This is a genomic window from Bartonella sp. AP3QHHD (genome assembly GCF_042195765.1).
Lineage (GTDB): Bacteria > Pseudomonadota > Alphaproteobacteria > Rhizobiales > Rhizobiaceae > Bartonella.
In genome coordinates this window covers 54,068-75,994 of record NZ_JBHIPC010000049.1, presented here as the reverse complement: position 1 = coordinate 75,994, position 21,927 = coordinate 54,068, and the positions used below count along the sequence as shown (strand labels likewise).

Below are 21,927 nucleotides of genomic sequence, written 5' to 3'. Positions count from 1 at the left end.
TCCATATCCACCACACAAATACCCTGCACCAAATTCCCTCCAGCACACGGTCCCTTACAGCATCATTCACCAAAGCCCCTTCCCAGTATCACGAGCGCCCACAAGCACGATAGCCTCCGCTTCAATCCCTTCAAGATAGGCAATCACCAAAGCAGCCCCCTTCCAAGATATCACCCACCCAAGCCTAACATTTTTCAATATCACAAGCCTCAGTTATCGAGGTATTATGCTTCTCCGGTCCGCTATTTTTTGCATTCACTGGTACAATCTCGATACGCGAAACTGTTTTAACCTGCCCTTCTCCAGCCTCCTGAAGAGGCAACACTTTTGCAAGAAGCGAAAAAAACGGTACGGGATTATTGAGAGCATGATACTGAAGATAAGACACCAGCCCATCTTCACCATAGTGATATCCAGCCTGCTCCGCCGCTGTCAAAAGAGCTTCATTAAATCGCTTTGTTGTTTTATTTAAAGTCCCTTTTTTCCGCCCTCTTCGACGTAAGGGAAGACAATGTTCATCTACCATCATCATGTTCCTTCCAACTAAAGAGAAACCAAAACCTCAAACACAAAAAATGACATAAAAATCAGCAACAAAATTTGACAAGCATTCAAAAATTAAAAAAATGGGACACACCCAAAAAGATAAGAGCCCACATAAAGCCCAAATCCTCCGCTTCATTTTACAGATTCACATTTTTACGCTTTTACATCATTACAGAAAAAAGCCAAATGAAACTCAAAAACCGCCATCCCCACGCCCCTCTGTAAACACGGGTCTGCAACAAGCTGATTTCTCGTCTATCAGATTTCCCTGCTGATTATTTCATATGGCTATCCCACACTTCAAAGAATGGTGTTTCATCAAACACGCCAGATAAGCTCTGATCTACAATTCGACTTCAAAAAGCAAATTTTCCTCTGCTGAATAAAGCTTCCACCCCGCACCGGTTTTAAACTATCATCCAACCTCTTCCCCAGTAAATTCCCCTACTAACATCAGATTACCACCCCCCCCAAACATCCCTATTTTACAATATAACAGACTAGAAAATCTTTTAATTGTTCTTGCCAATCCCTTGAAATTACTTTATCACTCAAAGGATATATTGATCGTCCACGCAACGATCAATAAGGGATAGTAAAGCCCTAAGCTCTAGCGTAAGAATGAACCCACTTTGTGGGTGTCCCGGGATTCCGGGAGTTTTTGCTATGTCCAGGTGTGATAAGCACTAAAAGCAAAAATGCTGACTAGAGCTCAGTACTTTACTACTCCCGGAATACCAATGCGAGGGCGCTCGCAACCGGAGGGGGGCTTGAAGTGCAAACTAAAAATTCACATTTCAACGACATTTCAATAGGTAAAAAGATCCGTCATAGAAGAATTTCAATGGGACTTTCTCAAAAGGAATTAGGAAGCTATTTAGGTGTCAGTTTTCAACAAATCCAGAAATACGAAAAAGGATCTAATCGTGTAAGCGCGGGGTGTTTGCTCGAAATTGCTAAAAAACTAGAGGTTCCTATGAACTTTTTTTATGCGGACCTTTTAACAGCAGATATTCCCACAAAAGAACATGCCTTACACCACGATCAAGACACATACAGCGAAAAAGAATACGCACTTTTGAAAAACTTTAGAGAGCTCGAAGCGAAAAAACAAAAAGCAATCTTGTGGTTGATTTCTGATTAGACAAAAGCACACCCATCAACATCCCTCGCCAATATATCCAACATCCTTAAAATATAAGCTTCAGATCACGACACTTCAAAGAAGGCAATTTTATCAGACAAGACAGATAAGCCCTGCCCTAAAATATTCCCTCACACACCTTTCTCCAGTCAACGCGATTTATACCCCTCTTCATCCCAGCTTTCCCCGCTCCATTCACAAATGCGTCCCCTAGTTCTCCGACCACATTCCATGTCAAGACAAAAGCATACAACGCATAAATCCTTCACTTCACTTTTACGTATTCACGTTTTTACGCTTTTACATCTTTACAGAAAGCAACCAAATGAAACTTTTCCCCCAGCATCTTACACTGCGTTGTCAAGAATCCAACATCTTGTAGCAGTTTCCTCCTACCAACCACTCAGACAGATCAGCACACCATACCCCTCAAAAAATGGATTCAACAAGCAAGCCTTTTCTGAATATTCTTACACCCATCCCTCTCCAACACAAAGAGCGAAAGCTCCTACAAATACCGATCAATTCCGCTTCGAATCAAATACTCCACCCAAAAGACAAAGCTTCACACACACCAAAAAGCTTCTCCCACAGCGCCAATTTTCACATTCTGCATCCTAGCTTTCGACTTCATTTGCAGACTCGTTCCCCAGTCCTTTCCCCCCATTCCATGCCAAGACAAAAGCATACAACGCATAAATTCTTCACTTCACTTTTACGGATTCACGTTTTTACGCTCTTCTATCTTTACAAAAGGCAGCCAAACAAAATTTCCAAACTAACCCACCACTCAATAAACAAGAGTCTGTTAACAATCCCACTTTTTATCGAGCACATTGCATTTGGGCAACCACCTCTCACCACCCCTCAAAGAATGCTGTTTCACCAGACACGGACAGATAACCCCTACCCTCCAATATCCAGACACTCTCACAAAAAGCACCGTATAAATTGATATGCTTGAAGGTCTCTCGACGGCATATCATTGCCTCTAATGCCTCCATCTCACCCTACCTCAAATGACAATATTTTACTGCATAAGGCATAAGAATATAATGAGATAATTTTTAAGATACAAAAAAATGCTCTCATTTTCCAAATCTTTTAATTGTTCTTGCCAATCCCTTGAAATTACTTTATCACTCAAAAGGTGCCTTGATCGTCTACGCAGCAATCAATAGGGAGTTGAAGCCCGAAAACTCAAACGTTAATTTACCCCACTTTGTGGGTATCCCGGAGTTCCGGGAGTTTTTGCTATGTCCAAGTGCTTGTCAGCACTAAAAGCAAAAAGCTGATTTGAGTTCAGTGCTTTCAACCTCCCGGAATACTCATGCGAGGGCGCTCGCAACTGGAGGGGAGCTTGAAGTGCAAACTAAAAATCCAGATTTCGCACTTTTTTAAAAAGTACCCAATTTTATAGTCTTTGAAATTATTTTGATTTTTCTTGCCAATCTTCTGAAATTGCCTTATGAATTGATCTGTGTTTTTGATCGTCCACGCAACGGTCAAATAGGGATTTGAAAGCCCGAACGCTCAGTACATAAATTTATCCCGCTTTGCGGGTATCCCGGAATTCCGGGAGCTTTTGCTATGTCCAAGTGCTTGTCAGCACTAAAAGCAAAAGGCTGGCTGAGCTCAGTGCTTTCAAACTCCCGGAATACTCATGCGAGGGCGCTCGCAACCGGAGGGGAGCTTGAAGTGCAAACTAAAAATTCACATTTTAATGACATTTCAATAGGTAAAAGAATCCGTCACAGACGCATTTCAATGGGGCTTTCTCAAAAGGAATTAGGAAGCTATTTAGGTGTCAGTTTTCAACAAATCCAGAAATACGAAAAAGGATCTAATCGTGTAAGCGCGGGGTGTTTGCTCGAAATTGCTAAAAAACTAGAGGTTCCTATGAACTTTTTTTATGCGGACCTTTTAACAGCAGTTATTCCCACAAAAGAACATGCCTTACACCACGATCAAGACACATACAGCGAAAAAGAACACGCACTTTTGAAAAACTTTAGAGAGCTCGAAGCGAAAAAACAAAAAGCAATCTTGTGGTTAATTTCTGATTAGGCAAAAGCGCATCAATCGACATCCTTTGCCAATATTCCCCTCTGCCTAAAGCCTTGCCCGCCTGATATCACCACATCTCAAAAAACGGTTTACGACATCACAGGATAACAAACACCAAAACCTTGGAAAAACATCCCCACCCCTCTCACAGAATCTTATCAAAAGATCTCATCTAATTTAAACGCACAATTCCGATTGTATCATTATGATACCTTTTTACATTTACCTTGTCAAGTTTTTATATTTTTCTTTTGATATTTTTGTGTTTTTCTTTAAGGGAGCCACATCCCTCAAAACACCTTTCCTGCAAAATGCCCCTCATACAAAACACAATGTCTAAAACAACAAGAGCTAAAATAGGATTTCTCCTAAATAGGCATCCCTCTAAATAGGATTTCCCCTCTAAATAGGCTTTCATTGTATTGCTCATTCACCCACTTATTAAAAAAAAACACCTCTCAATGCTTCTCACACCCACTTCACGAATGTCCCCCATACAAATATAGATGCAACTATAATTGTTAAGCTCCGCATAGAATATAAACGCCAACCACAATTTTTCTCTCTTCACATCTCTTTACACATCAACTCTGCAATCTGTTCACAGCCATTCCCCACACACTCTTCTCCAGAAAACGCACTTCAACAGCACTCTTCATCCCAACTTTCTCCTCCATTCACGAAGACACTTCCCCCAATCCTTCCCACCACATTCCATGCCATGATAAAAGCTCTCACAAAGCACAAATCCTCCGCTTCATTTTACAGATTCACATTTCTACGCTTTTACATCATTACAGAACGAAGCCAAGGAAAGGTTCACCGCCCCGTACCACTCTATAAACAACGGTCTGTAAAGAATTCAAATGCTTGCCTAGCAAGTTTCCACCACTGACCACTCATTCGTTTCAGATCACCCCCTTCAAAGAGCAGTGTTTTTACCTCATGAATAAGATAATGAGCGAACCGTCTTTAGAAAAAAGAAACGGCATGGAGATATCAAATATATCAATGGTCGTCATCGACTGTCGTGTTAAGAGGTGTTAACTCTTTATTTTTCTTAATTTTTACAACGCCAATAATTCCCGTGGAAATAATTAATGCGGACATAGCTAAAAAAGAGCTTAACAATCCCACGAGTGCCAAAAGTCCAGCAATAAAGCCAGACATTGCTTCGGCAGAGTTCGCTAAAGTTGAAAAGGTTCCAAAACTCTTACCAAAATCTTCACGACGAGAATATAATTGAATAGCTGAGACTAAACCAATATCCACAAAGGCACCAATAAATCCTAAAACAAATGCTAACACGAGAAGGAATTTTAAATAAAGTCCAGCAGCTAAAAGCATAACAAACAGGATAACCCCATAAAGAAGCCAAAATATCATGAGCTTCAACGATGTAATATTTAATATAATTTTACTATAGAACAAACCACCAACAATAGTTCCAACAGCCATGAGAGAAAAAATATAACTCACAAGGCTCTCCTCTCCCCCCACAAAAAGAACAAAAGCTGGAATTAAAAATCTTAAAATTGCACCCGTAAAGAGAATAGCAAACGATGAGCCAACGAGCGTAATAAATAAATTATTATTTTCTGTAGAAATATATTTAAGATATGAAGCTGTTTCTCGATAAATTTTTATAAAATTGAATGATTTATTCTCGCTTGAATTTAAATTCATGAGATTAAATAACACGATAATAGATATAAAATAGGTAAAAAAATCAAAAATGAGTACTACCGATTTATTTGCTAAAAAAAGCAGTATGGAACAAACCAAAGGGCCAATGACGGCTGCCGTTTCCATGATAATTTGAGCAATGCTATTGGCCTTTGTAAGATCTTTTATTGAAAACATTCTGGGAATAGCAGCTTGAAAACTTGGTTGGAAAATACTTCTTCCTATCGTTGTACATATTGCTGCAAAAATAAGAACAATGATATGTGCCGTACCTGTTATATAAGTTATAAAAACAAACAATGAAGCTAATAATCTAACAACTTCACTTAAGATCATATTTTTCTTCAAAGAAAAATTATCCGCTAACCAACCTCCTATAGGGCCAAAAAAGAGAAAAGGGATAAATCGAAAAAAATACACAAGACCTGTAAAAAAGGTGTTATCTGTTAATTCTAAGACCAGTAAAATAAAAACAACTTCATAAGCATAATCACCAACTTTGGAAATAAAGAGAGAACAAAAAAGAGCTAATGGACTCTTTTTTAAAAACAAATTCATATCAACCATCCGATATTAAACTTTGCTACACTTAAAGTTACACTTCCTTCGCTACAATTGGTGATATGAACTTCAGAAGAGTCTTTTATTCTAATAAATCGCTTAATAAGTTAAGTGAAAATTTTTAAAGAAATACTCCTCTTGATATAAGCATTTACTCTAATATCAAGTAATATCTTTAAAAAAAGAAAGAATGTAAAAATTATGAGATCACAATCTTCCATATTATTACATTGACCTCCACCCCACGTCTCAAAGAATGAAAATTCCCAACCAGCACTAGTCTACAATCCCACAATAAAAAGCAACTTTCCCCACAAAATAAAGCTTACACCCAACCACTTCTCAAACGACAGCACGTCATCAGGCTCGACAAATCAAGCCCTATCTTCTTAAAGCCGCCATCCTTCACGCATCTCTTTGCACCACCGCCTTACCCACACTCTCCCCCTATCCATGCGCACTCTCTTCATCCTCCATTCCCCCTTTTTTCTCCCATCACACACTTAACAACTTAACACCCCTCTTCCCTCCAGCTTCCCCCTCCATTTATGAAAACACTTCCCCCCAATTCTCGCACCACATTCCACGCCCCCAAAAGCCCAAAGTGACCAAAAACACGCACAATATATAAATCCATAAATCCCCCACTTCACTTTTACGGATATACGTTTTTACGCTTTTACATCTTTAAAGAACAAAGCCAACGAAAGGTTCACCACCCCGCACCACTCTATAAACAATAGTCTATAAACGAACCCAGCTTTTTGCCTAGTACCCTTACAGTCTTCAGACACCCCCCTCAAACGACAACACTTCATCAGGCTCAACAAATCAAGGCCTGCCCTCAAATATTCTAGCTCTTCACACCCCTTCAAAGAGCAGTGTTTTATGGCATAAATAGAATAGAAAATTTTTGATTTTTCTTGCCAATCTTCTGAAATTACTTTATCACTTAAAGTGTAATTTTGATCGTCTACGCAACGATCAATAGGGATTAAAAACCCGAAGACTTGACACATAAATTTATCCCGCTTTGCGGGTATCCCGGAATTCCGGGAGATTTTGCTATGTCCAGGTGCTTTGGCACTAAAAGCAAAAAGCTGAGTCAAGTCAGTGTTTTTAACTCCCGGAATACCAATGCGAGGGCGCTCGCAACCGGAGGGGGGCTTGAAGTGCCAACTAGAAATCCACATTTTATCGATATTTTGATAGGCAAAAGAATTCGCCACAGACGCATTTCCATGGGGCTTTCCCAAAAAGAATTAGGAAGCCATTTAGGTGTCAGTTTCCAACAAATCCAAAAATACGAAAAAGGCTTAAACCGTGTAAGTGCCAAATGTTTACTAGAAATCGCTCAAAAACTAGAAGTTCCTATGAACTTTTTTTATGCAGACATTGCCACAAAAGAAAATCTTTCAACAAAAGAAACCCTCTTACACCACAATCAAGAAACCTATAGCGAAAAAGAACACACTCTTTTGAAAAACTTTAGAGAGCTCGAAGCGAAAAAACAAAAAGCAATCTTGTGGTTAATTTCTGATTAAGCAACAGCGCACTAATCAACATTATTCCATTCATATCCCCCTTAAGTCAAATTCAAACCAGCTCCCCTTCAAAGAGCAATGTTTTACGGCATAATAGAATAGAAAATTCTTGATTTTTCTTGCCAATCTTCTGAAATTACTTTATCACTTAAAGTGTGATTTTGATCGTCCACGCAACGATCAATAGGGAGTTGAAGACCCGAAACCTAAACATAAATTTATCCCGCTTTGCGGATATCCCGGAATTCCGGGAGTTTTTGCTATGTCCAGGTGCGATGAGCACTAAAAGCAAAATGCTGATTCGAGGTCAGTGCTTTCAGGCTCCCGGAATACCAATGCGAGGGCGCTCGCAACCGGAGGGGGGCTTGAAGTGCCAACTAGAAATCCACATTTTATCGATATTTTGATAGGCAAAAGAATCCGTCATAGACGCATTGCAATAGGGCTTTCCCAAAAAGAATTAGGAAGCCATTTAGGTGTCAGTTTCCAACAAATCCAAAAATACGAAAAAGGCTTCAATCGTGTAAGTGCCAAATGTTTACTGGAAATCGCTCAAAAACTAGAAGTTCCTATGAACTTTTTTTATGCAGACATTGCCACAAAAGAAGATCTTCCCACAAAAGAAACCCTCTTACACCACAATCAAGAAACCTATAGCGAAAAAGAACACACCCTTTTGAAAAATTTTAGAGAACTCCAGCCGAAAAAACAAAAAGCAATCTTGTGGCTAATTTCTGATTAAGCAAAAGCGCAACGATCAACATTATTTGTTAATATATCAAACAACAAAACATCCTTAAGTCAAATTCAGATCAGCTCCCCACACCCCTTCAAAGAGCAATGTTTTACGGCGGATAAACGGCATTTCTCTTTAACGCTTTTACGCACAAAGCAATAAAGCAATAAAGCAATAAAGCAATCCCGCTTGTGACTTCACTTATAACATTGCAAGAAAATAGTTTTCACGACAAACAGAAGTAAAAGAATCCTACGATATTCGAAAACGCTGATTTAACATGCAAAAACACCAGCCACTCCCTTTGCTTTGCAATAAAATACCGCTTGTCTCATCGTGATCTTTCTAAATCAGCACGCTTCAAAGAGCGGTGTTTTATCGCATAATAGGATTATCACCGCCCTTTATACCATGAATTTTTCCAAACTTAATCTTCAGGCAAAAATTCCAACCGATCTCCTTGTTTTGTAATTTTCACCGTTGTCTCATCGTGAATTTTTCCAAATAAGATATTTTCCGCCAATGGATCTTGAATTTCCTTTTGGATAATCCGTTTAAGCGGTCGTGCACCATAAAGGGGATCATAGCCTTTATCGGCAAGAAATTTTCTCACCTCTGGCTCGATTTGCAAAGTTATTTTGCGTTCATTGAGCAAATTTTGCAAATGTTGTATCTGGATATCAACGATCGCTTCCATATCGTGACGTTGCAGCCTTTGAAAGAGAATAATCTCATCAATACGGTTTAAAAATTCAGGACGGAAAGCCGCTTTAACGACATTCATAACATCATTTTTTGCCTGATCGGTTGTTTGCCCTTCAGGCAAAGCAGTTAAAAACTCAGCACCAAGATTTGAGGTCATAATCAACAAAGTGTTACGAAAGTCGACAGTTCTGCCTTGGCTATCCGTCAAGCGTCCCTCATCCAACACTTGCAACAAGAGATTAAAAATATCAGGGTGTGCTTTTTCAATTTCGTCAAACAGAATGACCTGGTAAGGTCTTCTACGTACAGCCTCGGTCAGCACCCCACCCTCTTCATATCCAACATATCCAGGAGGTGCCCCAATCAGCCGCGCCCCAGCATGTTTTTCCATATATTCTGACATATCAATGCGCAACATGGCATTGGAATCTTGGAAAAGAAAAGCGGCAAGAGCTTTGGTTAATTCGGTTTTTCCCACACCAGTAGGACCCAAAAACATGAAAGAGCCAAGCGGACGATTGGGATCTTGCAACCCTGCACGCGCACGACGTACAGCACGAGAAACAGCTTGAACAGCCTCTCCCTGACCAATCACACGTTTGCTAATTTCATCTTCCATCCGCAACAGCGCCTCCCGTTCTGCCTCCAGCATTCGATCAACAGGAATACCGGTCCAGCGTGAAACAATCCGCGCCACATGTTCAGCAGTAACCGTCTCTTCAACGAGATGATTTTGTTGGTCATCATTTTCCGCAATACTCAATTGTTTTTCGAGTTCAGGGATAACGCTATAAGCGAGCTCTCCAGCGCGTTGGAATTGTCCATCACGTTGTGCAATAGCCAAAGCATTACGAGCTTCTTCGAGTTGTTTTTTCAAATCAGCAGCATGCCCTAATTTTTGTTTCTCAGCCTGCCAAGCACTTGTCATCTCAGCGGACTGTTGTTCCAATGTTTTCAGTTCCTCCTGCACATTTTTCAACCGTTCTTTTGCTGTTGGCTCGACATCTGTTTTCAAAGCTTCCCGTTCGATCTTCAACTGTAAAATACGCCGATCAACAGCATCGAGTTCTTCCGGCTTTGAATCGACCTGCATGCGCAAACGCGCCGCCGCTTCATCGATAAGGTCAATAGCTTTATCCGGCAAGAAACGATCTGTAATATAGCGGTTAGACAAACGCGCCGCCGCAATCAAAGCACTATCAGCCAAGCGCACTTTGTGATGTTGTTCATATTTTTCTTTAATACCGCGCAAAATAGAGATAGTATCCTCTAAAGAGGGTTCCGGTACAAAGACAGGTTGAAAGCGGCGTGCAAGAGCAGCATCTTTTTCGACATATTTTCGATATTCATCGAGCGTAGTAGCGCCCACACAATGGAGTTCTCCGCGTGCAAGAGCAGGCTTTAACAAGTTAGAAGCATCCATAGGACCATCAGATTTTCCAGCGCCAACAAGATTGTGCAATTCATCAATAAACAAAATGATCTGTCCATTTTCGGCTTGCACCTCTGCCAGCACCGCTTTAAGGCGCTCTTCGAATTCCCCACGATACTTTGCACCAGCGATAAGCGCTCCCATATCCAGCGCATGAAGCTGTTTATCCCGCAAAGTTTCAGGCACATCGCCATTAACAATGCGCAGAGCTAACCCTTCCACAATAGCTGTTTTCCCCACCCCAGGCTCACCAATCAACACGGGATTATTTTTGGTCCGCCGTGAAAGCACCTGAATAGTGCGGCGGATTTCCTCTTCCCGCCCAATCACAGGGTCGAGTTTTCCTTCACGGGCATCTTTTGTGAGATCCCGGGCATATTTTTGCAAGGCATCATATTGTCCTTCAGCATGGGGGCTTGTTGCTGTTTTTCCTTTCCGCAGCGCATTAATTGCCCGATTAAGCGCTTGCGGGGTCAATCCTCCACTTGTTAAAATATCGGCTGTTTTTGCGGTCTTTTCCATGATCAGCGCTTGCAACATGCGCTCCACGGTCACAAACTGATCACCGGCTTTTTTCGCAATATCCTCAGCCAGCGCGAAAACTTTTGCCAATGGCTGAGAAAGATAGAGCTGTCCATTTCCCCCCTGCACTTTAGGCAAAGCATCAAGTGCTTCTTTTAGCGCCTTTTGAATAAGAGTAAGATCACCACCAGCGTTTTGGATAAGCGATGCAGCCAATCCTTGAGAATCGTCTAACAACACTTTCAGGAAATGCTCCGGCAAAAACTGCTGATGATCAGAAGCAAGAGCGCTATTTTGTGCTGATTGTAAAAAACCCTGCACGCGTTCGCTATATTTTTCCAAGTTCATTTTTTTTCCTTAAATCTCAAGCCATCACCACACTTTAACCTCTCCAATATTCCACAAAAGAAACATCCAGAAAGGATTATCCAGCCTCTAAAAAACACCGCGAAAAAAGCAGCAAGAAGAAGAACCATAGTGCTAAAAAGAATATGGGTTTCTACAAGCCTCATAGCAAGAGGGAGAAAAAAAATACGCTATCATTTTAAATAAAAACCGCAACTTTTCTTATACCCCCCATCATCACTCCCCTTTTTAAACCATCACCCCTAAATTCCACCATTAAAACTTAAATTTGAACAGCAGAAAAGGAGCATGCAAAAACACTTTAAACAAAGTAGTCTTTACAGCATATAGTTTAGAGTAAACATTAAAGTATTTTCTCTAATTTTACTTAACAAAACATTGAATATGTGCTTTAATACTTATAAAGTTACACTATTTTTATTAAGATAGAGGATTTGAGTATGTACCATACTGTAAAAAAGGTTATTTTAATACTTTTATTCCTTCTGATAAGTAAACCAAGCTATGCCGTTTTTGCCGGCAAAGTTATTACAATAGAGCATGAATGGCTTAAAAATGCATCATTTGATCTATTTGTTTTCACCCAGCAAGTAAATTACGATGGTGGGCCTAACTCCATCTATTTCTGGGGAAATAAATTTGAATTCCAAAATGGAAAAAGTGGACAAATTGGTTTTTTCAACAGGAGCGGCCGTACCATTCATTTTTCTATCTGGAATGCAACTGGATGGAAGGGTAATACATGTAAGCATTTTACTCAGGAAGGTTCAGGAGTACGATGTGAAATTAACTTTCCATGGGAGATGGGACGCAGATATCGATTATATGTTGAAAAAAATGGAAATCTAGTTACAGCGACAGTAGTCGATTTTATAACGGGTAAAAAAGTGAATATTGGGACCATAGAAGTACCAAATACATTTGGACAACTCCGTAAATCTTCAAGTTTTGTTGAAGACCATTCTCGTTGGAAGAGACATCTCTCCTCCTGTTATGATTTAAGTCCGCAAAGTTCGATTTTTTTTGAGCCTCAAGGCATAAAACAAAACAAGCTACACGAAGGGAGTCTGAAAGCTTCTAATCAAGGAAAGTGTCAAGATTCTGACTTCATCCAAACATCATGTACATCCAACTTTTGCATGACAAGTATAAGCGACTTTGGAGGTTTAGCCTCGCCTACTACTAAACCAGAAATACAAATTTCCAATGAGAAAGATCTGTCTGCAGAAACAATTTCTAACATCTTGAAACAAAAAGAGCTTGTCGTTATTCGTTCAAAAAATCGTTCTTGGGCACCCAATATCTTTTTGCCATCTCCTGATTCATTTAAGTGGAAATCAATCTTTATAGATCATCTAGCGGCTTTCAGTTCTACACTTCACACCACTCACGGCACACAAAAGATAACCACAGGTCAAAAGATTATGTATATGTCTGATGGAAAAACTTGGAAGATTATGAAAAGAAACTAGCTTTTTTCTTCTTGATAAGCCCCTCACTCCCCTTTGAAAACAACTGGGGGTGAGAAAGTTTTTTTTCATTTCCCCACCACGGCTCCCTTTCCCAGTTATTTTTTCGAGCCCTGCTCTCATCCCTTTAACTTCCCTCGTCACCAGACTTTCCAGGGCATTTTCTCCATTCTCACCCCCTTTCAAAACCACAACACCCTTTAATAAAATCCTCACCTCCCTCTTCTATCACCCTCACACCATCCCTTCACGCATCCCTTTGCACTACCCCCGCCTCTTATCCACACCCTCCCCTTGTCCATAGGCACTCTCTCCATTCCACGCCCCCCTTTTTCTCTCCCATCACACATTCACGACTTACAGCACTCTTCATTCCAGCTTCCCTCCTCGATTCACAAGCTCGTTCTCTCCCCATTTATCTCACCCCATCCATGCAAAAACCCAACGTGCCCCCAAAACACGCACAATGCATAAATCCATAAATCCTCCTCTTCACTTTTACAGATTCACATTTTTACGCTTTTACATCATTACAGAAAACAGCCAACGAAAGATTCACCCCACGCACTGCTCTGTAAACACTGCTCTGTAAAAATCTGATTTTCTTGTCTATTAGATTCCCCTGCTGATTATTTCATATGGCTATCCCACATATCAAAAAATGCTGTTTCATCAGACAAGACAAATAAGCCCTTCCTCCCAATATTCTCCACATACTCTTCTCCAGAAAACGCACTTAACACCCCTTTTCATCCCAGCTTTCCCCGCTCCATTCACAAATGCATCCCCCTACTCTCACCACATTCCACGCCATGATAAAAGCATACACACAGTACAAATCCTCCGCATTATTTTACGGATATACGTTTTCACGCTTTTACGTTATTACAGAAGTCAGCCAAATAAAATTTCCACATCACCACCCGCGCTGCACTGTAAACACTGTTCTGAAAACGAACCCAGCTTTTTGCCTAGTACCTTACAGTCTCCACCCCCCAAAAAAGACAGCACTTCACCAGGCTCAACAAATCAAGCCCTACCCTGAATATTCAAGCTCTTCACTCCTCCTTCAAATAGCGCCGTTTTACGGTATAACAGAATAGAAAATTTTTCATTTTTCTTGCCAACCTTCTGAAACTGCCTTATGAATAAATATCGTAAGTTTGATCGTCTACGCAGCGATCAACAGGGAACTAAAAGCCCTAAACCCTAACGTACAATTGAGCCCACTTTTGCGAATATCCTTAGAATTCCGGGAGTTTTTGTTATGTCCAGGTGCGTTTCCGCACTAAAAGCAAAAAGCTGACTAGGGTTCAGTACTTGTTACTCCCGGAATACCAATGCGAGGGCGCTCGCAACCGGAGGGGGGCTTGAAGTGCCAACTAAAAATCCACATTTTATCGACATTTCTGATTAAGCAAAAAACGCGATTTATAATCCATATTTCGCACTTTTTTAAAAAGTACCCAATTTTATAGTCTTTGAAATTATTTTCATTTCTCTTGCCAATCTCCTGAAATTGCCTTATGAATAAATACTGTAAGTTTGGTCATATACGCGACGACCAATAGGGAACTGAAAACCCGAAGACTTGACACATGAATTTATCCCGCTTTGCGGGTATCCCGGAATTCCGGGAGATTTTGCTATGTCCAGGTGCGATGAGCACTAAAAGCAAAAAGCTGAGTCAAGTCAGTGTTTTCAGACTCCCGGAATACCAATGCGAGGGCGCTCGCAACCGGAGGGGGGCTTGAAGTGCCAACTAAAAATCCACATTTTATCGACATTTTGATAGGCAAAAGAATCCGCCACAGACGCATTTCAATGAGCCTTTCCCAAAAAGAATTAGGAAGCCATTTAGGTGTCAGTTTCCAACAAATCCAAAAATACGAAAAAGGCTTAAATCGTGTAAGCGTAGGATGTTTACTCAAAATCGCCCAAAAACTGGAAGTTCCTATAAGCTTTTTTTATGCAGACATTGCTACAAAAGAAGATATCTCAACAAAAGAAAATACCCCACACCGTGATCAAGAAACCTATAGCGAAAAAGAACACACCCTTTTAAAAAATTTTAGAGACCTCCAGCCGAAAAAACAAAAAGCAATCTTGTGGTTGATTTCTGATTAAGCAAAAGCACAACAATCAACATACCCCCTGCCTAAAGTTTCCCATACCTGATATCACCATACCTCCAAGAATGATATTTTACGGCATATAAGATAATTCACACTATAGCTCCTCGTTTTCTGTTTCCATTATTGCTTCAAGTCAAGCTGATTAAGGATTGGCAGCTGAGTTTTTTAAGTTTGGCTATTCGTAGCAAAGCGGAGTTAAACAAAAATGACATTGTCGCTCAAAACCATGCCCCCTATTGCGTTTACGAGACAGTGGAACCGTATCAAGAAGGCAAAGCCCCGAAAAAAACATATGAGCGTTTAAGTAAAAATCAAAGATTAAACCTATAACGTCAAAAAAGCTGCTCTATGTTGGATTATCTCCACGTCCTCTAAATCTCAGAAAAATGATTTAAAACATTTGTTTTATTGATGAGCCAATCATTGAGATCGAACAATTAACAAAGAACGGTTCAGCAATATCCTGATAGCCAATAAACAGAATAATCCACTCAATCCAGAAAGAAGGAACAATTTTCCAGCCGAAGTGTGACCTAAAACAAACGCTCCAACAAACGGCGCCACCAACATAGCTAAATTTTGTATAGACTGCACCCATCCGGAAGCCAATCCAATCTGTTCATTGAAATTGCTTACCAGATAAACATTAGAAGATATGGAAAAGTAAGCGCTAACCATTCCAATAAGGAAAAAACAGAGCAACAAAGTCTCAATACGGAGTAAATCAAAGTAAAAAAAGCACACTGAGATCATGACAAAACCAATCATTGTTGACATTGCCGGCATTAACAACTCTGATATTTTGCCTGTAAGGGGTTTATACTTTGATTGTTTCACACTCCAAAATCCATAGAGAAAATTACCGATTGCCGAAGCCGATACCAGCATCCCAAGAGCCTGTTTATTCATTTTCATTGCACTAAGAATAACCGGCAACTGATTATTCACCATAAAGATCATGGCAAAATACACAAACATCACCGCCACATAGGCATACCAAGTTGTCCCATAAAGCCTCTGCTTTGATTTTATGGTATTCGCTGTTTTTATCATGAGCGACGAGACAGGTTGTGCACCAAGACAACAAAACACCATAAAGCCTAGCAATGTCAAAAATCCAGAAAACAATAAAGTATAGGTATCTGATAAAAGTACAGACAGAGCACTCCCCAAAGCAGGTCCTATCATCTTTGCCGCGCTATTGATCATGTTAAGCACAGAATAGTAACGAGTCCGTCCGTTTTCAGGCACCGAATTTGCACTGAGAACGGAAATTGCAGGCATGGCTAGACTGTTGAATGTCGCTCGAATAACTGCCAGTATAATAAATCCTTGCAGACTCGTCGCCATCAATAAACCGACAGTACAGAGTGCCCGTAACAGCAGTGACGCCCGCAACCAATAGATCATAGAACGGTGACTTACCAACATTCCAATTGGCTTAGACAGAACGATACCAGGTAATAATGTTGCCGCTCCAATAAAAGCGACATCATATTGATCAGCTTTCCACGTGAACACAGATACGGTCAAAATCACGATATAATCAATCCAACCGCCAAATGACACCACGCCATTACCCAGCAAAAGCACCAACAAGCGATTTTTTACTGCCCCGTCTCTTTGCACCAAAACACGCGCCCCTTCTTTTTCGTTAGCAATACTGATTGAACTATCAATTTTTCCTCACACCCTAAAGGCACCAACAACTTTCACGCAACAAAGCACCAACAAGCTATTTTTTGTTACCCCGTCTCTTTGCACCAAAACACGCACCCCTTCTTTTTCGTTAGCAATACTGATTAGATGATCAATTCTTCCTCACACCCTAAAGGCACCAACAACTTTCACGCAACAAAGCACTAACAAGCGATTTTTTACTGCCCCATCTCTTTGCACCAAAACACGCACCCCTTCTTTTTCGTTAGCAATACTGATTAGATGATCAATTCTTCCTCACGCCCTAAAGGCACCAACAACTTTCACGCAACAAAGCACTAACAAGCGATTTTTTACTGCCCCGTCTCTTTGCACCAAAACACGCACCCCTTCTTTTTCGTTAGCAATACTGATTAGATGATCAATTTTTCCTCACGCCCTAAAGGCACCAACAACTTTCACGCAACAAAGCACTAACAAGCGATTTTTTACTGCCCCGTCTCTTTGCACCAAAACACGCACCCCTCTTTTTTCGTTAGCAATACTGATTAGATGACCAATTTTTCTCTCACACCCTAAAGGCACCAACAACTTTCACGCAACAAAGCACCAACAAGCTATTTTTTGTTACCCCGTCTCTTTGCACCAAAACACGCACCCCTTCTTTTTCGTTAGCAATACTGATAGAACTATCAATTTTTCCTCACACCCTAAAGGCACCAACAACTTTCACGCAACAAAGCACTAACAAGCGATTTTTTACTGCCCCGTCTCTTTGCACAAAAACACGCACCCCTTCTTTTTTGTTAGCAATACTGATTGAACTATCAATTTTTCCTCACACCCTAAAGGCACCAACAGCTTTCACGCAACAAAGCACCAACAAGCAACTTTTTATTACCACGTCTCTTTGCACCAAAACACGCACCCCTCTTTTTTCGTTAGCAATACTGATTGGACTATCAATTTTTCCTCACACCCTAAAGGCACCAACAACTTTCACGCAACAAAGCTCCATCGACCTTCATGCAACAAAGCAATTTATAATTATCCATGGTAAACAAAACCTCTGGAGATAAGTCTTAGATATGTATTAAAACTTCCATCGTTGATTGAACTTAATCTGCGTCTTTGCGAATGACGATAATAAGCAAGCCGTTAATCCAGCTCTTAAATACATTTACGATAATCCCGCGCGCCTCCCCTTCAGTTTCCACACAAAAAAAACGCTTTAGCGTTCTTTCTCAAGAGAACTCTTTATTCTTCTTCATCACTTACTTGTGGTGGGGGTGGTAAAATATAAGAGCCTGAAAGCCAACGATTAAGATCAATAGCTCGGCACCGTGTGGAACAAAAAGGATAAGAAGATTTTTGTGACATCTGACCACAAATAGGACAAGGATGCGGAGGACGGGTCTCTTTTTGCAAATTTAGCTCTTTTTGTTCTTGGCACACCTTTGTCATTGGCTTCTTCATTAACTTTTCTTCTGTTGCTTTTTTTTCATTTTTGCTTTTCTCTTTTTGTTGCTTTTCACCTTGCATTGATCTTACCTTAAAGTTTTTCTAATGCGTTTGTTCAGCCCAATGAGTGAAAAGTGGATAGTGATAAGCGGTCAAGAGATCGGCTGTTTCAGCCAAAGGCAATCCCACAACATTAGAATAAGAACCCGTGATATGGACAACAAAAGCCCCTGCTTTTCCTTGGATAGCGTAGCCACCCGCTTTCCCTTGCCATTCTCCTGAAGCAAGGTAAGCCTTCATCATGGCAGAGGTTAAGCGTCTAAAGCGAACACGACTTTCAACCAATTTTACGGTTATTTTTCCACGTTCATTGAGCGCACAAATGGCACCATAGACCTTATGCGAACGCCCAGAAAGGTATCGTAAACATTCATAAGCCTCATCCTCGCTTTCTGGTTTGGGGAAAATGGTCCGCCCAACAGCCACCACCGTATCAGCCGCCAAGATAATCATTTTCTGTCCAGGTAATTTTTCTTGACCATTCTGCAACTCGTCTTGACCATTCTGACTGTACCAGCGCAAAATTTTTTGGGCTTTCAGTGCTTTTTCTTTTGCCAAACGTTTGGCAAGGTTTGCAGGATGTTCTTTTAATTTTGGCGTTTCATCAATATCGCTTGCATAAACCTGCTGGGGATCAATCCCTATTTGTGCCAAGAGCGCTAAACGCCTTGGCGAAGCGGAGGCAAGCACCAAATGAATTTCTTCTGTAAGAGTATCTGCCAAACGTTTTTCCCCCCACTCTCTTATATTTCTCATTTCCACCCCTTCACAATCGACTTCCCTCTCACCCCCTTAAGCACCCCCTTTTAAGCGCCCCTTTAGCCTCCCTTTTAAGCGCTATTGATCTCCTTATCCTTTTTCCGCATCGATTTTACAGTTTTTCAAGGCTCTTCAAACACTCCCCTTTTTTCACTCATGAAAAGCAAACTAAAAAACTGTTAAAAAATAATAGAAATAATATGATAGCTTTTAGAAAAAAGTGCAAGCCACCCACGAGGCTACTTATAGCGATATGTAATACGCCCTTTTGTCAAATCATAAGGTGTCATTTCCACCATGATTTTATCACCGGCCAACACCCGTATACGATTTTTCCGCATTCTACCAGCGGTATGAGCAATAATTTCATGATCATTTTCCAGTTTCACACGAAACATCGCGTTAGGTAAGAGTTCAGTAACGATACCAGAAAATTCTAAAACTTCTTCTTTTGACATAAACAAACATTTCCTTTACAGTGCACATATTTTGTTAAGCTGCGCGTTATTTCCAGCGTTCATACCCTATTTTCTTAAGTTTGTGAATAAAAATTCCACAAAAAGGGAAAGGTTTTTCAAGTTTACTCTTCCATGCTCTCAAAAAACGTCATCCCACACCTTAAGAATCAAAACTTTTTTTCCACCAATTTTACCCGCTAATTTCCTCCAATTTTTATGATGATTTTGGTTTCAGTGTGACAAGAAATTACGCTAATTTTTTCCCCTAAAGCATTTTCCCAACACCTCTGACTAATCCCTCCACAACTTACGAACAATCATCCTCCCTCCAACTTTTCCTCACCTTCCACACCTTAAACATGCGCCCTTCAGATAAACACCACTCCCCGACGCCAGAAGCCCTTCCTTTTCTCAAAAACCTTCTCCATTCTTCACACCATTCACAACATGCTTCACCGCCCCACACTTCATACTCTACGCATTTCCCATAAAGCCTTCCCCATTTTCTCTCTCTTCACACGCTTCCTCTAAGCCACTCCTTCCATTTATGTTTCTTTTCCTACCTTCGAAACACGATCCCTATACATTGCGTATCATTAACCACAACGCCTCTAACGACATAAAGCCTTTTCCTTTTTTGCACATTTCCGTTTTTACGCTTTTACATATTTACAGAATAAAGCCAAATGAAACTTCCACACCGCACCACTCTATAAACAATAGTATTACCCCAGCTTCTTGCCTAGCCAATCTCCCCCAAGCACTTCAGATCACCCACCCTCAAACGAGATTATTTCATCAAATGCGACAAAAAAATCCAGCCTAAAATACTCATCATACACTCTAAAAAACACCTTGATAAATTGATATGCCTGATATCACCCCCCTATAAGCTCCCCTTCTAATCATGATTTCGGAGCCGCGTGAGAGGGACAAAACAAGCCGTTAAGTTCTGGGGGTCAAGGATGCCGTTAGGCGCCATGTAATGGTCTCCTTGACCTTAAGAACCTAGGATTGTTAGTCCCCTCATTAAACGCGGGTCTGATCTCATGATTTTGGTGAGCGTTCCGGAGAGTTTGAGAGGCGGAAAGCCTCTCATTAAAAAATAAAGTTTATAAATAAAAACTATTTTCATTTGCCAATCTTCTGAAATTACTTTACAAATTAAAAAATGTTTTTTGATCGTCCACGCAACGATCAAGAGGGATTCAAAAACCCTAAGCTCTAGCGTAAAATGAGCCCACTTTTGTGGGTGTCCCGGAATTCCGGGAGTTTTTGCTATGTCCAGGTGCTTTAAGCACTAAAAGCAAAAAAACTGACTAGAGCTCAGTATTTTGACTCCCGGAATACTCATGCGAGGGCGCTCGCAACCGGCAGGGGAGCTTGAAGTGAAAGCTAAAAATCCACATTTTATCGACATTTTGATAGGCAAAAGAATTCGTCAAAGAAGAATTGCCGTGAGCCTTTCCCAAAAAGAATTAGGAAGCTATTTAGGTGTCAATTTCCAACAAATCCAAAAATATGAAAAAGGCTTCAATCGTGTAAGCGCAGGGTGTTTACTCAAAATCGCCCAAAAACTACAAGTTCCCATGAGCTTTTTTTATGCAGACATTGCCACAAAAGAAAATCTTTCAACACATGCCGCACACTATGAACAAGAAACATACAGCGAAAAAGAACATTCCCTTTTGAAAAATTTTAGAGAGCTCCAGCCGAAAAAACAAAAAGCAATCTTGTGGCTGATTTCTGATTAAGCAAAAGAGTAACAATTAATATTATTCCATTCTATATCCCCTTAAAAGTCAAATTCAAACCAGCACTCCATACCCCTCCAAATCACGCCATTTTATGGGATATTGATTTTTCTTGCCAATCTCCTGAAATTACCTTATAAATGAATACTGTAACTTTGGTCGTCTACGCAACGATCAATAGGGGATCAAAAACCCGAAACCTAAAACATGAATTTATCCCACTTTTGTGGGTATCCCGGAATTCCGGGAGTTTTTGCTATGTCCAGGTGCGATGAGCACTAAAAGCAAAAAGCTGATTTAGGTTCAGTATTTTTGACTCCCGGAATACCAATGCGAGGGCGCTCGCAACCGGAGGGGGGCTTGAAGTGCAAACCAAAAATCCAAATTTTATCGATATTCTGATAGGCAAAAGAATCCGTCAAAGAAGAATTGCCATGGGGCTTTCCCAAAAAGAATTAGGAAGCTATTTAGGTGTCAATTTCCAACAAATCCAAAAATATGAAAAAGGCTTCAATCGTGTAAGCGCAGGGTGTTTACTCAAAATCGCCCAAAAACTACAAGTTCCCATGAGCTTTTTTTATGCAGACATTGCCACAAAAGAAAATCTTTCAACACATGCCGCACACTATGAACAAGAAACATACAGCGAAAAAGAACATTCCCTTTTGAAAAATTTTAGAGAGCTCCAGCCGAAAAAACAAAAAGCAATCTTGTGGCTGATTTCTGATTAAGCAAAAGAGTAACAATTAATATTATTCCATTCTATATCCCCTTAAAAGTCAAATTCAAACCAGCACTCCATACCCCTCCAAATCACGCCATTTTATGGGATATTGATTTTTCTTGCCAATCTCCTGAAATTA

At 40.5% G+C, this 21,927-nt stretch carries 17 protein-coding genes; 8 read left to right on the top strand and 9 right to left on the bottom strand.

Going from position 1 to position 21,927, the window contains the following annotated elements:
• Positions 1 to 184: 184 nt before the first annotated feature.
• Positions 185 to 529 (bottom strand): hypothetical protein, encoded by a 345-nt coding sequence (locus tag ACFIL7_RS03025; RefSeq protein ID WP_375633375.1) that lies wholly within the window; start codon positions 527 to 529, stop codon positions 185 to 187.
• Positions 530 to 1,321: 792 nt separating this feature from the next.
• Here ACFIL7_RS03025 and ACFIL7_RS03020 point away from each other — a divergent pair.
• Both ACFIL7_RS03020 and ACFIL7_RS03015 read left to right on the top strand, forming a co-directional pair.
• The gene (locus tag ACFIL7_RS03020; RefSeq protein ID WP_375633315.1) at positions 1,322 to 1,690 is read left to right on the top strand and encodes a helix-turn-helix domain-containing protein; all 369 of its coding nucleotides are present in this window, start codon (positions 1,322 to 1,324) and stop codon (positions 1,688 to 1,690) included.
• A 1,698-nt stretch (positions 1,691 to 3,388) separates the two neighbouring features.
• A complete protein-coding gene (locus ACFIL7_RS03015) occupies positions 3,389 to 3,757 on the top strand; it encodes a helix-turn-helix domain-containing protein (RefSeq protein WP_375683344.1) in 369 nt (122 codons plus the stop codon).
• A 1,008-nt stretch (positions 3,758 to 4,765) separates the two neighbouring features.
• Here the strand turns inward: ACFIL7_RS03015 and ACFIL7_RS03010 are convergent.
• Positions 4,766 to 6,001, bottom strand: coding sequence for an MFS transporter (locus tag ACFIL7_RS03010; RefSeq protein ID WP_375683343.1), 1,236 nt, complete (start codon positions 5,999 to 6,001; stop codon positions 4,766 to 4,768).
• Between the two features lie 514 nt (positions 6,002 to 6,515).
• Positions 6,516 to 6,641, bottom strand: coding sequence for a hypothetical protein (locus ACFIL7_RS03005; RefSeq protein WP_375643223.1), 126 nt, complete (start codon positions 6,639 to 6,641; stop codon positions 6,516 to 6,518).
• 535 nt (positions 6,642 to 7,176) lie between these two features.
• Here ACFIL7_RS03005 and ACFIL7_RS03000 point away from each other — a divergent pair.
• Positions 7,177 to 7,548 carry a helix-turn-helix domain-containing protein gene (locus tag ACFIL7_RS03000; RefSeq protein ID WP_375683342.1) on the top strand — a complete coding sequence of 124 codons (372 nt, stop codon included), beginning with the start codon at positions 7,177 to 7,179 and terminating at the stop codon, positions 7,546 to 7,548.
• Positions 7,549 to 7,918: 370 nt separating this feature from the next.
• Positions 7,919 to 8,290 (top strand): helix-turn-helix domain-containing protein, encoded by a 372-nt coding sequence (locus tag ACFIL7_RS02995; protein ID WP_375683337.1) that lies wholly within the window; start codon positions 7,919 to 7,921, stop codon positions 8,288 to 8,290.
• A 421-nt stretch (positions 8,291 to 8,711) separates the two neighbouring features.
• Here the strand turns inward: ACFIL7_RS02995 and clpB are convergent, their stop codons facing one another.
• Positions 8,712 to 11,291: an ATP-dependent chaperone ClpB gene (gene clpB / locus ACFIL7_RS02990; protein ID WP_375683336.1), complete on the bottom strand. Its 2,580-nt coding sequence runs from the start codon at positions 11,289 to 11,291 to the stop codon at positions 8,712 to 8,714.
• Between the two features lie 458 nt (positions 11,292 to 11,749).
• On the opposite strand from clpB, the gene ACFIL7_RS02985 reads away from it, so the two are divergent.
• Positions 11,750 to 12,781: a DUF3472 domain-containing protein gene (locus tag ACFIL7_RS02985; RefSeq protein WP_375683335.1), complete on the top strand. Its 1,032-nt coding sequence runs from the start codon at positions 11,750 to 11,752 to the stop codon at positions 12,779 to 12,781.
• Positions 12,782 to 13,055: 274 nt separating this feature from the next.
• On the opposite strand, the gene ACFIL7_RS02980 is transcribed toward ACFIL7_RS02985, so the two are convergent.
• The gene (locus ACFIL7_RS02980; protein WP_375683334.1) at positions 13,056 to 13,193 is read right to left on the bottom strand and encodes a hypothetical protein; all 138 of its coding nucleotides are present in this window, start codon (positions 13,191 to 13,193) and stop codon (positions 13,056 to 13,058) included.
• Between the two features lie 1,340 nt (positions 13,194 to 14,533).
• On the opposite strand from ACFIL7_RS02980, the gene ACFIL7_RS02975 reads away from it, so the two are divergent.
• Positions 14,534 to 14,905 (top strand): helix-turn-helix domain-containing protein, encoded by a 372-nt coding sequence (locus ACFIL7_RS02975; protein ID WP_375681374.1) that lies wholly within the window; start codon positions 14,534 to 14,536, stop codon positions 14,903 to 14,905.
• A gap of 428 nt (positions 14,906 to 15,333) precedes the next feature.
• Here ACFIL7_RS02975 and ACFIL7_RS02970 read toward each other — a convergent pair whose 3' ends face one another.
• The 4 genes from ACFIL7_RS02970 to infA form a co-directional block, all read right to left on the bottom strand.
• Entirely contained in the window at positions 15,334 to 16,542 is a 1,209-nt protein-coding gene (locus ACFIL7_RS02970; RefSeq protein ID WP_375674740.1) for an MFS transporter, read from the bottom strand.
• 1,287 nt (positions 16,543 to 17,829) lie between these two features.
• Positions 17,830 to 18,114: a DNA gyrase inhibitor YacG gene (gene yacG / locus ACFIL7_RS02965; protein ID WP_375611670.1), complete on the bottom strand. Its 285-nt coding sequence runs from the start codon at positions 18,112 to 18,114 to the stop codon at positions 17,830 to 17,832.
• A gap of 21 nt (positions 18,115 to 18,135) precedes the next feature.
• Positions 18,136 to 18,849, bottom strand: a complete 714-nt coding sequence (locus ACFIL7_RS02960; protein WP_375611669.1) for a Maf family nucleotide pyrophosphatase — start codon at positions 18,847 to 18,849, stop codon at positions 18,136 to 18,138.
• Between the two features lie 242 nt (positions 18,850 to 19,091).
• A complete protein-coding gene (infA, locus tag ACFIL7_RS02955; RefSeq protein ID WP_004857577.1) occupies positions 19,092 to 19,310 on the bottom strand; it encodes a translation initiation factor IF-1 in 219 nt (72 codons plus the stop codon).
• A 1,388-nt stretch (positions 19,311 to 20,698) separates the two neighbouring features.
• Here infA and ACFIL7_RS02950 point away from each other — a divergent pair.
• Both ACFIL7_RS02950 and ACFIL7_RS02945 read left to right on the top strand, forming a co-directional pair.
• Positions 20,699 to 21,064 (top strand): helix-turn-helix domain-containing protein, encoded by a 366-nt coding sequence (locus ACFIL7_RS02950; RefSeq protein WP_375662276.1) that lies wholly within the window; start codon positions 20,699 to 20,701, stop codon positions 21,062 to 21,064.
• A gap of 365 nt (positions 21,065 to 21,429) precedes the next feature.
• Complete coding sequence (locus ACFIL7_RS02945; RefSeq protein ID WP_375683333.1) at positions 21,430 to 21,795, top strand: helix-turn-helix domain-containing protein; 366 nt, start codon at positions 21,430 to 21,432, stop codon at positions 21,793 to 21,795.
• Positions 21,796 to 21,927: the final 132 nt, after the last annotated feature.